General features: G+C 72.0%; 11 protein-coding genes. 2 read left to right on the top strand and 9 right to left on the bottom strand.

Annotated features, from left to right (window positions below; all coding sequences use genetic code 11):
- Positions 1–5: 5 nt before the first annotated feature.
- Entirely contained in the window at positions 6–1,232 is a 1,227-nt protein-coding gene (locus EIW28_RS01780; RefSeq protein ID WP_125246000.1) for a PP2C family protein-serine/threonine phosphatase, read from the bottom strand.
- Between the two features lie 134 nt (positions 1,233–1,366).
- A complete protein-coding gene (locus tag EIW28_RS01775) occupies positions 1,367–1,837 on the bottom strand; it encodes a MarR family winged helix-turn-helix transcriptional regulator (protein WP_125245999.1) in 471 nt (156 codons plus the stop codon).
- 45 nt (positions 1,838–1,882) lie between these two features.
- Between EIW28_RS01775 and pip the strand changes: the two genes are divergently transcribed.
- Positions 1,883–2,842, top strand: a complete 960-nt coding sequence (gene pip, locus EIW28_RS01770; RefSeq protein ID WP_187350555.1) for a prolyl aminopeptidase — start codon at positions 1,883–1,885, stop codon at positions 2,840–2,842.
- Positions 2,843–2,892: 50 nt separating this feature from the next.
- Here the strand turns inward: pip and EIW28_RS01765 are convergent, their stop codons facing one another.
- The 7 genes from EIW28_RS01765 to aztB form a co-directional block, all read right to left on the bottom strand.
- Entirely contained in the window at positions 2,893–3,708 is an 816-nt protein-coding gene (locus EIW28_RS01765) for a DUF1206 domain-containing protein (RefSeq protein ID WP_125245997.1), read from the bottom strand.
- A 140-nt stretch (positions 3,709–3,848) separates the two neighbouring features.
- Positions 3,849–5,156, bottom strand: a complete 1,308-nt coding sequence (locus tag EIW28_RS01760; protein ID WP_197717018.1) for an extracellular catalytic domain type 1 short-chain-length polyhydroxyalkanoate depolymerase — start codon at positions 5,154–5,156, stop codon at positions 3,849–3,851.
- A gap of 76 nt (positions 5,157–5,232) precedes the next feature.
- The gene (locus tag EIW28_RS24595) at positions 5,233–7,575 is read right to left on the bottom strand and encodes a sialidase family protein (protein ID WP_158630253.1); all 2,343 of its coding nucleotides are present in this window, start codon (positions 7,573–7,575) and stop codon (positions 5,233–5,235) included.
- Positions 7,576–7,951: 376 nt separating this feature from the next.
- Entirely contained in the window at positions 7,952–9,103 is a 1,152-nt protein-coding gene (gene aztD, locus EIW28_RS01750; protein ID WP_125245994.1) for a zinc metallochaperone AztD, read from the bottom strand.
- Between the two features lie 58 nt (positions 9,104–9,161).
- The gene (aztC, locus tag EIW28_RS01745; RefSeq protein WP_125245993.1) at positions 9,162–10,082 is read right to left on the bottom strand and encodes a zinc ABC transporter substrate-binding protein AztC; all 921 of its coding nucleotides are present in this window, start codon (positions 10,080–10,082) and stop codon (positions 9,162–9,164) included.
- Complete coding sequence (locus EIW28_RS01740) at positions 10,076–11,218, bottom strand: hypothetical protein (RefSeq protein WP_125245992.1); 1,143 nt, start codon at positions 11,216–11,218, stop codon at positions 10,076–10,078. Before EIW28_RS01740 ends, aztC begins: the two co-directional genes overlap by 7 nt.
- Complete coding sequence (gene aztB, locus EIW28_RS01735) at positions 11,219–12,067, bottom strand: zinc ABC transporter permease AztB (RefSeq protein WP_125245991.1); 849 nt, start codon at positions 12,065–12,067, stop codon at positions 11,219–11,221.
- Between the two features lie 61 nt (positions 12,068–12,128).
- Here aztB and aztA point away from each other — a divergent pair, with 61 nt between their 5' ends.
- Positions 12,129–12,773 carry a zinc ABC transporter ATP-binding protein AztA gene (gene aztA, locus EIW28_RS01730; protein WP_187350554.1) on the top strand — a complete coding sequence of 215 codons (645 nt, stop codon included), beginning with the start codon at positions 12,129–12,131 and terminating at the stop codon, positions 12,771–12,773.
- Positions 12,774–12,928 lie beyond the last annotated feature (155 nt).

Here is a 12,928-nt window from a genome sequence, read left to right as displayed (position 1 = left end):
GGCCCTCACAGCCTGACGATGATGAGCGAGATGTCGTCGTGCGCGCCGCCCGCCACGCCGAGGTCCTCCAGCACCGCGTCGGCCATCTGCCGCGGCCCGAGGGCGCGGTGGCGCGCCAGGGTCCGGCACAGCCGGTCCAGGCCGACGTCGATGTCCTCGTCGCGCCGCTCGATGAGCCCGTCCGTGTACAGCACGAGCGTGTCGCCCGAGGCGTACGGCTGCCCGGCCTGCGAGCACGGCACGTGCTGCGGACGCGCGCCCAGCGGCGGGTCGAGCACCTGGTCCAGCAGCTCGAATTCGCCGTCCGGGTGCACCAGGACCGGCGGCAGGTGCCCCGAGTTGCTGTAGATGATCAACCCGCTCCGCGGGTCGACCATCGCCTCCGCGGCGGTCGAGTTCAGCGCGCTCTCCATCGAGCGCGCGTACAGGCCCAGGACCTCCAGGGCGTGCGCGGGCCGCTCCAGCGCCCGCATCGCGGCGCTCAGGACGCTGCGCAGCATCCCCATGACCGCGGCCGCCTCCAGTCCGTGGCCGACCACGTCGCCCACCCCGACCGAGAACCGGTCGCCCGAGAGGTCCACCAGGTCGTACCAGTCGCCGCAGACGTTCATGGTCTCGACCGCGGGGAGGTACCGCACCGCGACGTTCGGGTGCTTCTCGAGGTCCGGCGTCAGGAGCATGGCCTTCTGGAGCGTGACGGCGACCTGGCGGTCGCGGGCGTTCTCCTCGCTCAGCTCCACGTTGAGCGTCTGGAGCTCCCGGGCGCGCTCGAACAGGGCCGCCTCCAGCGCCATCGCCTCGGAGCTCGCCTCGGCCGGCGGGTGCAGGCGCAGGTCGTGGGCTTGGACGTACGCCGTGACGTCCTCCGCCCGGATGAGGATCCACTCGACCTCGCCGTCCGGTCCGGTGACCGGCGAGTTGATCAGGGACCACCAGCGCTCCTCGAACGAGGACGGCGGCTCCTCCACGGGGACGTCGTACTTCAGCAGGGCCATGGTGTGCGGCTTCCCGGTCTCGACGACCCGGTCCACCGAGGCCCTGACGTTCCGCTCGCCGCTGTCGGCCGGGTCGGGGAAGACGTCGAAGAGGGGCCGCCCGATCAGGTCGTCCCGCGTCTTGCCGGTGGCCTCCAGGTAGGCGGGATTGGCCGCGACGATCACGAAGTCCCGTGTGATGACGACGCACGGGGTCGGCATCGCCGCGAACAGCGCGACATAGTCCAGATCCGCCATCCCTGACCGCCCCTGCGTCTCGGGGTCGCCCGTGTTACCACTCCCGTTGCTCACGCTACACGCCGGTTCGGCGCGGGAAGGCGAACGCGGAAAAGCAGCTCACGATCCGCCTGGACGGCGTGCGCTCGGGCCGCTCACCGGCCCTCGGCCATCCGATCGCGGAGCGGCTTCCGCTCGAGCGCCGCGGCCGCCTCGGCGAGCAGGCCGCCCAGCGGCACCGTCAGCTCGGCGTCGAGATCGGCCATCGCGGCCGCCGTCGCCTCCCACTCGGCGGCGATCCGGGGGAGCAGGGCCCGCGCCTTCGGGGTCAGGGCGACCAGGCGGCGGCGGTGGTCGCCCGGGTCGGCGGCGTGGGTGACCAGTCCGGCGCGGGCCATCTGGGCCGCCGTCTGGCTCGCGGCCGAATGCGTCACCCCGATCGCCGCGGCCAGGTCCCGGATCGACAGCGGCCCTTCGGCTTCGAGCGCCCGCACGACCGGGGAGAACCGGGGACGGTACTCGGGCAGCCCCTGATCCCGATAGACCGCCGCCACGTCGGCCTCGAGCCGGTCCAGGACGTGGCGGAGGAGGGTGCCGACGGCGTCGGGGTCGGGATGCGGCTTCACCCTGATAATCTAACAGCACTGTTACATCTGTGCGAGGAGACGTCCGTGAGCAGCTTCTACCCCCACGTCGAGCCCTACGAGCACGGCATGCTCGACGTCGGCGACGGCAACCGCGTGTACTGGGAGGCCAGCGGCAACCCCGAGGGCAAGCCGGCGCTGGCGCTCCACGGCGGGCCGGGCTCGGGCGCCGGCGCGCTCTGGCGGCGGATGTTCGACCCCGAGGCGTACCGCATCGTCGTCTTCGACCAGCGCGGCTGCGGGCTCAGCACGCCCGACGCGGCCGACCCCGAGACCCCGCTGGCCGCCAACACCACCGGGCACCTGATCGCCGACATCGAGCTGCTGCGCGAGCACCTCGGCGTCGACCGCTGGCTCGTGCTCGGCGGCTCCTGGGGGACCACCCTCGGGCTCGCGTACGCCGAGCGGCACCCCGACCGCGTCTCGGAGCTGGTGCTCTTCAGCGTCACCAACACAAGCTGCCGCGAGGTCGAGTGGATCACGCGGGACATGGGCCGCGTCTTCCCCGAGGAGTGGGCCCGCTTCCGCGACGTCGTCCCCGCATCCGAACGGGACGGCGACCTCGCGGCGGCCTACGCCCGGCTGCTCGCCGACCCCGATCCGGCCGTGCGGGACCGGGCCGCGCGCGAATGGTGCCGCTGGGAGGACGTGCACGTCTCGACCGCCCCCGGCCACGAACCCGACCCCCGCTTCGAGGACCCGCGGTTCCGCATGCGGTTCGCCCGCCTGGTCACGCACTACTGGAGCCACGCCGGCTTCATGGACGACGGCCAGCTCCTGCGCGACGCCGGCCGGCTCGCCGGCATCCCCGGCGTCCTCATCCACGGCCGCCTGGACATCAGCGGCCCCGCGGACATCCCCTGGAACCTCGCCCAGGTCTGGCCGGACGCCGAACTGATCCTGGTCTCCGACGAAGGCCACGGCGTCTCCGGCAGCACCACCGCCGACGCCATCGTGGCCGCCACCGACAGGTTCCGCGGCCGCTAGCGCCGCCGGCAGGCCCGCGGCGCGGGCGGAGCGCCCGAAGCGGGCGGCGCTCAGACCTTGCGGTACTTGGCCTGGAAGAAGCAGTAGACGCCGAAGCAGGCGATGCCGAGGGCGATGAGGACGAGGAGCCATGGGCCCCAAGGCGTTCCGGCCAGGGTCTTGAGGGCGGCGTCGAGGCCGCCGGCCTTCTGGGGGTCGTAGGTGACCGCGGCGGAGACGATGAGGGTGCCGGCGATGGCGTACGCGAGGCCCTTGCTCGCGTATCCCGCCCGGCCGAGCTGCTCCACCGTGCGGCGCACCGAGGGGCTCATCTGCGCGGTGTTCAGGTGCTTCCTGAACTTCTTCGTCAATCCGTAGACCGCCAGGCCGATGCCGACGCCGGCCACGACGACACCGGCCGCGCCGACCAGGAAGCGCCCGCCGCCCGAGTCCATCAAGGACGACGCGGCGGACTGCTGGCTCTGCGACTGCGAGGCGTTCGCGCCGCTGACCACCTTGTAGCCGAGGTAGGCGAAGTAGAGGTAGAGGACGGTGCGGCAGCCGGAGACGACGCGCTCGGACACCGCGCTCCGGCCCTGCGACCCTCCGATCAGCGCGGCGAACGCCTGCCAGACGGCCATCGCGACCATGCCGATGATGATGGCGATGACCAGGAACTCGCCGGCCGGCTGCCGGGCGATGGTCATCAGGGCGCCGGACTGGTCGGTCTCGCCGGACGATTCGCCGAAGGCGACCTGGAGGGCCAGCCACGCGAACATGAGGTGGATGGCGCCGTAGGCGATGAAGCCGCCGCGCGCGAGGATCTCCAGCGGTCTGCTGTCGGCGGCACGGGAGGCGGTGCTGCGGACATTATGGAGCGAGGACATGCGGCCCGGGTTTCCTGCGGCGGACGGGATCAAACGCGTCCCTGCGTCGCAGCCGGTCCGCCGGGCCGCCCGCGGTCGCGCGTCTGCCGCGACGAGCGGGAGCGCCGAGCGTCCGGCCCGGCGCTCCCGTCACTCGATCGCTAGCGGATGCTCCACTGCTGGTTCGCGCCGCCGGTGCAGGTCCAGAGGACGACCCTGGTGCCGCTGTGGGTGCCGCCGCCGAACGCGTCCAGGCAGAGGCCGTTGTGGGCGTTCGTGATCGTGCCGTCCACGTTCACGTTCCAGAACTGGCTCGCGCTGCCCGTGCACTCGCCGGCAACGACCTTGGTGCCGTCGGCCGTGCCCGAGCCCTTCGCTTCGAGGCAGCGGCCGTTCACCCGCAGCTCACCGAGTCCGGTGAGGGTGAAGGTCTGGTGGTCGCCGTCGGCGCACGTCCGCAGCACCGCCTGCCTTCCCGATCCGCGGACGCTCACGCAGCGGTTCGAGGCCGCGCCCGCGATCTCGCCGACGACCGGCCCGCCGGTGAGGCCGAAGAAGCGCAGCGTCTCCACCGGCTGGTAGGGCAGGCCGTGGTCGACGCCCTCCATGCTGATCGCCTCGACCAGGGCCTGGCCGCCGGTGCCCCCGTAGCGGGTGCGGGTCCAGTTCGGCTCCGGGTGGTCGGTGAAGTCGGCGACCTGGTCGGTGCCGTGGACGTTCGTCCACTGCTCGACCTGCTCCCCGAAGTTCGGGTAGAACAGCGCCTGGTCCTCGGTGCCGTGCCAGGTCTGCATGCGCGGCCACGGCCCGTCGTACCCGGGGTTGGCGCTGCGGACGGCGTCGCCCCACTCCTGCGGGGTGCGGTCGATCATGCCGGTCGCGCAGTCGCTGTTCCACTCCGAGCCGTTCGTGGTCGCGAAGCAGGTGAACGGCACCCCGGCGTAGGCCGAGCCGGCCTTGAAGACCTCGGGGTAGACGCCGAGCAGGACGTTGGTCATCATCGCGCCCGAGGAGATGCCGGTGGCGAAGACCCGGTCGGCGTCGCCGCCGAGTTCGCGGACGGCGTAGTCCACCATGGACTTGATGCTGACCGAGTCGCCGCCGGTGCCGGTGAGCGAGCCCTGCGAGGCGACGTCGAAGCACTTGCTCTCGCGGGTCACCGACGGGTAGACGACGATGTAGCCGTACTCCTCCGCGAGCTCGTCCCACTGCAACCAGTCGTAGAGGTTCTGCGCCGAGCCGGTGCACCAGTGGTTGGCGACCACGATCGCCGGGTCCGCCGACACGTTGTCGGGCACGTACACGTACATCTCGAGGTTGCCGGGGTTGTCCCCGAACTCGGGGACCGGCGTGAACTCGGCGGCGTGGGCCGCCTTGGGCGCCGTGAACACTGCGAGCGCCGAGGCGAGGGCGAGGACGATCGCGAAGATTGCCGCCGCGCTGCGGCGCAACGGAATGACTGCGGACAAGGGTCGTTCCTTTCTGAGAGGTGCCGAGGGGGACGCCGGCGCGGGCCGCCCCACCGGGCAGGGCGGCCCGCCGCGCTCAGGCGATGTCGCCGTAGACGATGCCGCGGGCGGAGAGGTAGACGCGGCCGTAGATCTCGGGGTCGCCGGTGATGACGGACCCGGCGAAGCCCCACTGGTGGGCGTCGTCGTTGATGCGCTCCCAGGTGCCGCCGCCGTCGATGGAGCGGAAGACGCCCTGCTTGCCCGCGACGTCACCCGAGAGGTAGATCGCGGGGTACCCGGATCGCCTGGCGGCCTTGCCGAAGCCGACGCCGATCGCCAGGTCGACCGCGGCGATGCGCTTCCAGGTGGCGCCGCCGTCCTTGGAGCGCCACAGGCCGGTCGGCACGTCCTCCTTGTCGCTGCGGCCGGCGAGCCAGACATGGCTCTTCCTGCCGGGGACGGTCCGGAAGTCGTCGACGCCCTCGGCGGGCAGCCCGGTCGCGCCGGTGTCCGCGAAGGTCTCGCCGCCGTCGGTGCTGCGGTAGAACCTCCCGCCGGAGTAGGCGTACAGCACCGAGCCGTCGACGCGGTCGGAACGAACCCTCGCACCCGCCGGCAGCCCGTCGACCGGCTGCCAGGTCTGACCGAGGTCGGTGCTGCGCACCGGGGTGACGGTGGTGTTGCTCGGGGACCACACGATCGCCGCGGCGTCGGCGGTGATCGCGACGGTGCCGCCGCTGTTGTTCTGGACGCCGTCGAGCCGCGTCCCGTCCTGCCAGGTCCGGCCCCGGTCGGTGGAGGCGATGACGTGGCTGCCGTCGTCGTCCACGTCGCCGCTGCCGACGATGACGTCCGGGTTCGCGGCGGCGAAGTCGAGGCTCTGGCCGCCCCAGCCGCCGTGGAACATCCGCTCCGCCCGGCCGAGGTCGGTGTGCACGAAGCCGTTGACGTCGCCCATCGCGGAGACGAGCGTCCCGCCCAGTGCGGCGAGGTCGCGGACCCAGGTCATCTCGATGCCCTCGGCGCGCACCCCGACCGTGAACTTCTCGATCGGCAGGCCCACGCGCTCGCCGGCCTCGTTCTCCCCGATGAGCTCGCCCTGGGCGTCCCACTGCGTCAGGCGCTCGGTGCCCCAGATCGTGGCGCCGGTGCCCCACATGATGCGGTCGGAGTCGTGCGGGTCGATGGCGAGGGCGTCGATCATCCACCCGTGCTTGACCGCGTACGCCGGACCGCTGTCGGTTCCGCGCCAGTCAAGCCACGGGCTGCCGGAGCTGTCCATGTCGAACCGGTCATGGCGGTCCTGCCCCTCGGCGTAGTCCCAGCTGATCGACCAGGACTCGCCCGAGTCCGTGGAGCGGAAGAGGATCTCGTCGGGGTACCAGTTGTTGCACGTGGCGGCCATGAGCGTGCCGGGATTCTGGCGGTCGACGGTGATGCCGCCGAAGCCGGGGATCACGCCGCGCGGGTTGTGCGGCGGCGTGACGTCGGTCCATTCGCCGGTCTGGGTGGCGAGCCGCATGATCTTGCCGCCGTTGCCCGACGCGGGCGCGCCGTTGTAGGGGCCGGAGTCGTAGCCGGTGACGACGTACAGGTAGCCGTTGGTGTTGTCCATCGCGGACTGCTTGGGAATGGTGCGGTTGCCGTCCGCGTCGCCGAGCGCCGCGGCCCCCGGGACCGCGGCCCAGGTCGCGCCGCCGTCCTCGGAGACGTAGAGCGGGTCGTCCGGGTCGGCCACGCCCACGTAGATCCTGCCGCCGATCTGGTCGAAGTCGATCCAGATCACGCCCTGGTTGTCGGACAGGTATTCATTGCTCGGATCGACGACGAAGTTCCCGGGGTTGGGGAACTCCTCGACCTTGGCCCAGGTGCGGCCGTAGTCCTTCGAACGCCACAGCCCGTTCCCGCTCGGGGTGCCCAGGTACAGCTCCGAGTTGTCGGCCGGGTTGACGACGAGGCGTTCGCCCATGCCGCGGCCGGGCATGTTGCCGCCCTGCTTGAACGGGAGTTCCGCGACGCCCCAGGTGTCGCCCTTGTCGTCGGAGTAGAGGATCGCGCCGTTGTTGGCGTCCCAGCTGATGGTGTACGCGCCGACGGCGGCGTAGACGCGGTTCGTCTCGACCGGGTCCGAGGCCATCGAGACCACGTACTGGTAGCCCCACTTGTCGCGGGTGACCCAGTCGGTCAACGGCTTCCAGGTCCGCGTCTCCTCCTGCCACCGGAAGGCCCCGGCGACGTCGGTGCGGGCGTAGATGAGGTTCGGCTCGGTCTCGTTGAAGATGATGCCGGGGACGAAGCCGCCGCAGTTGACCACGACGTTCTTCCAGGTGTAGTCGTCGGCGCACTGCCGGCCGGGTCTGGCGAAGGCCGGGGCGGGCAGCGCTCCGGCCGCGACCGCGGCCGCGCCGATCGAAGCGGCGAAGGTGCGTCGTCGCATGAACACTCCTTTGTAGACGAGGGGCGCGCGGCCTGCCCGCTGTCGTGCCGACTGCGTCGGTACCGGGGACTCGGGGCCGCTGCATCGAGGGATGGAGATCTCTGAACTCCTGTGCAGGACAGTACGGAACCTCATCGAGTTTGTCAATGTATGGAACTAACTCAGCGTGAGGTGTCGCTGCTGATGCGGCCGAAGGCGACCCATCGCTTCGTGCACCTCCTGGTCCCGATGGGTCCCCTGCCCGCCATCCCCGCCGGACACGGGAGTCATTTTTGTTTCACCTGACAACCAAGTCATCGATCCAAACCCCCGAAACGCAGAACCGCCGCAGACCCCGCGTGGGGTCTGCGGCGGTCGAGCACCGTCACCGCACCGGTCAGACGCCGGTCATCTCGTTGGCCGGGTTCGGCAGCTCCGCTTCGGCGGCGACCTCGCCGGTCGTGAGGTCCACCGCGAAGATCTTCGAGGAGGCCGGCTCGGTCACGTAGGCGATGTCGCCCCGCACGAACAGGTTCGGCCGCGCCTCCTGCCACTCCAGCGGCTCCTCCCATGCCGCGACCACCGGGATGGAGTCGACGACCGCCGCGCTCGCCATGTCGATGACGTGGAGCGCGCCGTCGGTGCCCAACAGCAGGCCCTCGCCGGCCGGGCCGCGGCCCAGCGACCGGAAGCTGTAGCTGGTCCCGACATCGAGGAGCCGCAGTTCGCCGGTCTCGGTGTCGATGATCGAGACCCGCTCGGGGCGTTCGAGTTCGGCCTCGGGGTCGACCTTGTAGTCGCCGAGGATGTACGGGGACTCCTCGTGCCCGCGGGTGTTGCCGATGCGGCCGTACGCGTCAGGGCTGGCGACCTTGGTGATGGCGCCGTCCCGGTAGACGAGCACGCCGTTCTCGCAGCCGACCACGACGGTCTCGTCCATGGCCGCCGACTCGCCGTGCACGCCGGGGCAGTCCTCGCTGCGGGCGATCTCGTTGCGCTCGGCGTCGAGGACCTGGATGCCGGTGCGGGTCTCCTCGTCGCCGTGGGTCACCAGCAGTTCGCCGTTCGCGAGCTGGACGGCGACGCCGTGGTGCGGGTGCTCGGTGGTGTACGTCTGCGTCTCGGGCAGGCCGTCGCCCAGCTCCTGCGGGTCGAACACGGTGACCTCCCCGGCGCCGTCGGAGAACAGCACGGTGACGCCGGCGTGGTTGACCACGTGGCCGGGCTCGGGCGCCGCGAACTCGTCGTCGGTCAGCTCGGCCCCGACCGCGTCGAGGACCCGGAAGCCGGTCGAGGTGGAGACGAGGACGTGCCGGTCGTCCCCGGCGGGGTTGAGCCGGTTGAAGCCCTCGAGCGGAATGTCTTTCGCGACTTCGAGGGTCTCCCCGTCGAGGACGTACATCCCGCCGTCGTAGGTGACGACGACCGGGTCGTTCACCTCCACGGCGGCCTCGTCGGCGGCCTCCTCGGCGGGCGCGGAGCAGGCCGCGAGCAGCAGTCCGGCGGCGGCCAGCGTCGGCGCGGCCAGGGTGCGGATTCTCATGTGCATCAATTCCTGTGGTCGATGGGTACGGTCGGATCCCCCTGGCGTGCAGGGGGAAGTCGGGTCAGGTGAGGCCGTCGGCGATGGCTTCGGCGTTGCCGTAGGCCATCTCGAGGTAGGTGCCGGCGCCCTGGTCCGGCTGCGTGAGCGATTCGGTGAACAGGGGGATGACCTCGATGTCGACGCCCGTCTCGGCGGCCATCGCCTGGACGAGCAGGTCGGGCTGGGAGGAGTCGGCGAACACGGCGGGCACGCCGGACGCGGCGACGGCGTCGGCGAGGTCCTTCAGATCGGAGGCGCTGGGCGAGGCCAGGGTGGTCCCGCTGGGGACGACCGCGCCGATGACCTCGAAGCCGTAGCGCTCCGCCAGGTAGCCGAAGACGTGGTGGTTCGTGACGAGCTTCCGGTGCTCCTCGGGGATGCGCCCGAACAGCTCCGAGGTGTGCTCGTGCAGCTCGTCGAGCTGGGCTCCGTACGCGTCGGCGTTGGCGCGCACGCGATCGGCGTCGACGCCCGCGACGTGCTCGATCACGCGGTCGGCGATCACGTCCACGGCGTCGCGCACCCGCACCGGATCGGTCCAGAAGTGCGGGTCGGGCTGCCCGGCGGTCGCATCGGCGGTGTACTCGATCGGGTCGACGTGCTCCCCGACCGCCAGGTCGGGCACCCCGGCCGCGACGGCCGCCTCGACGTGGCCGATGACGCCCTCCTCGAGGCCGAGTCCGTTGTGGACCACCAGTTCGGCCCGTTCGAGGGCGGCGGCCTGCTGAGCGGAGACGCCGAAGGAGTGCGGGTCGGCGTCCGCTCCCATCAGGACCGTCACGTCGGTCTCGTCGCCGACGACGTTGCGGACGAGATCGCCGAGGATGTTCGTGGTCACCACGATGCCGGACCGGTCGGATCCGAACGCGGCGCAGCCCGACAGGGCCGAGGCGGCGGTGAGGAGCGGCAGTGCCGCGAGGGTGCGGCGTCGCATGGCTACCATCCCGTCTCCACCATGTGGTCGGGCCGGAAGTCGAGGTCGAAGGTGCGGGCCAGGCGCAGGTCGTCGCGGTAGTCGATCTCGTGGATCGCCGTGCCCGCGGGGTCGCTGACGTAGGCGCGCGCGGTGTCCACCTGGATCGTCGCCCCCGCGGCGTCGGCCATGAGCTCGACCTGCGCGAGGGCGGCGCCGGTGACGGGGTCGAAGGAGCGCAGCACGCCGTCGGCGGTGAGGACGAGGACGGGGGAGTCCTCGCCGGTGGCGCTCACCGCCACCGGGTCCTCGACCGCGATCGCGATCCAGGCCCGCTCCTTGAGGTCGAGGACGAGCACGCCGCCGTCCTGGGCGCGGGCGGCCAGCACCGCGGTGCCGGGACGGTGGTGGAAGCCGCCCTCGACCGCGCTGCCGGGGTAGGGGATCGGCTCCGCGGTGAGGTCGTCGTCGCCGGAGACCAGCAGCGCGCCGTCCGCGCACGCGAAGACCGCGCCGCGCCTGGTGACGGTCTGCGCCTGCGGCTCGCGGCACGTCTCGGCCAGCTCGGATTCGACGGCGCCGTCGCGGCCCAGGACCTGGACGGTGCCGCCGGTGACGGCCAACAGGCGCTGGCTGTAGGGCACGGCCGCCTCCGCGTCCACTTCGGCGGCCGCCGCGATCTCGCCGTCCTCAAGGGATTCGCGGTCGAGCGCGGCCACGCCGTGCGCCGAGTTGAGGACCGTGACGGCCGGGTCGCCGAGCGGCGCGAACCCCGATCCGTCGATCTCGCCGACGGTCCGCGGCGCCGACTTGTAGTAGTGCACGTGGTCGCCGTGGTCGACGGTCCAGACGCCGCTGTCGAGCACCTGCGTGGTCGACGCGCCGGCGACGTAGACGAAGCGTCCGTCCGTGCCGATCGCCTGCGCGCCTTCGACTTCGGCGATCTCGACCGCCTCCTCGGTGACGGGGTCCAGCAGGTGGACCGCGCCCGTCCCGGCCTCGGCGGCGACGAGCCGCCACTGGGCCTCGGCGGTCTCCTCGGCGCCTTCGACGTACCCGTGCGGGGTGGGCTCCTCCTCGGCGGGCGCCGCGCCGGCGGCGCAGCCCGCGAGCAGGGCGCACCCGGCGGTCAGGGCGACCACGCGGGCCTTGGTCGCGTACGGCATTCAGTGTCCTTTCACGGGCGTTGCAGGGAAGGGGAACCGGTCCCGCACGGCGGCGGCCGCCGCGGAGACGAAGAAGCAGGCGACGGCGAACGCGGCGATGGTCGCCCCGGCGGCCGTCCCGAAGTGCCAGGAGAGCAGCAGCCCGCCGGCGGTGGCGGCGGCGCCGATGAGGGCGGCGCCGATCATGATCGCGGGGATGCGGTCGGCCCACAGCGCCATCGCGGCGGGCGGCGCGATCAGCAGGCCGAAGACCAGCAGCGTGCCCACGACATGGAAGGACGCCACGATCGCCAGCGTCAGCAGGGCCGTCATGAGCCCCTGGGCCAGCACGGGCCGCATCCCGAGGGTCGCGGCCTTCCAGCGGTCGAACGCCAGCGCCACGAAGGACCGGTGGCACGCGACGGTGAGCAGCAGCGCCACGGCCAGCGCCCCGGCGAGCACCGCGAGGTCGCCGAGCCGCACGGCCAGGACGTCCCCGAACAGGAATCCGGTGAGGTCCACCGCGAACGACTGGGAATGGGACACGATGATGACGCCCGCGGCGAGCATGCCCACGAACAGCAGCCCGATGCCGGTGTCCTGGGACAGCCGGCGGGAGCGGGACAGGGCCGTCACGCCCAGCGCCATCGCGACCGCGCTGAGCGCGGCCCCGAGCAGCAGGCTGCCGCCGAACAGCGAGGCGATCGCGACGCCCGGAAGCACGCCGTGGGCCATGGCGTCGCTCATGAAGGCCATGCCGCGCAGCACCACCCAGGTGCCCGCGAGGGCGCAGATCACCGCGACGAGCAGCCCGCCCCACAGCGCGCGCGCAACGAAGCCGACCTCGAAGGGCTCGGTCAACCATTCCATGGGCCGAACTATAATGAGAATCGTTTGCAATAACCAAGCTCCTGGGAAGGTGATCCGCGACATGTCGAACGCGATCGAGCTGGTCGGCGTGTGTGCGCGCCACGGTGCGGTGGCGGTGCTGCACGACCTCACCGCTGCCGTTGCGGCGCAACGGATCACCGCCCTGACGGGGCCGAACGGCTCGGGGAAGTCGACCCTGCTCGGCGTCCTGTCCGGGGTGCACCGGCCCGCCTCGGGATCGGTTCGGCGGACCCATGCGCGCCGCCCCGCGCTCGTCGTCCAGCGCAGCGAGGTGCCGGACGCGCTGCCCATCACCGTCCGCCAGACCGTCGCCATGGGCCGGTGGGCGCACCGCGGGGCGTGGGGGCGCCTCTCCCGCGAGGACCGCGCCGTCGTCGACCGGTGCATGGAGCGGCTCGGCATCACCGCCCTGGCCGACCGCCGCCTGAGCACGCTCTCGGGCGGGCAGCGCCAGCGCGCCCTGCTCGCCCAGGGGCTCGCGCAGGAGTCGGACCTGCTGCTGCTGGACGAGCCGGCGACCGGTCTCGACGCGGACGCCAAGGCGCAGATCGCCGACCTGCTCGCCGAGGAGTGCGCCCGAGGGGTGACCGTCGTGCACGCCACCCACGAACCGGAGGACGCCGCCGGCGCGCACCACCGGATCGCCCTGTCCGAGGGCCGGCTGCTCGCCGAGGTCGTCAGGTAACCGGCAGGGCGGCACTCCTTTTGGGCCGTAAGGGAATGCGGCAGTGCTCGGGTGCCCGCGCCGCCCCGGGGCGGCGCGCGAACGAGTGTGACCTCCGCCTCAAAAAAATGATGAACATTCAACTATTAGGGAAGGCTAGCCTAATCTGGCGCGCG

It is taken from the genome of Glycomyces terrestris (assembly GCF_003933745.1).
Taxonomy (GTDB): domain Bacteria; phylum Actinomycetota; class Actinomycetes; order Mycobacteriales; family Micromonosporaceae; genus Glycomyces; species Glycomyces terrestris.
The sequence above is the reverse complement of the archived record's forward strand: the minus strand, read 5'-3'. Positions and strand labels throughout refer to the sequence as shown.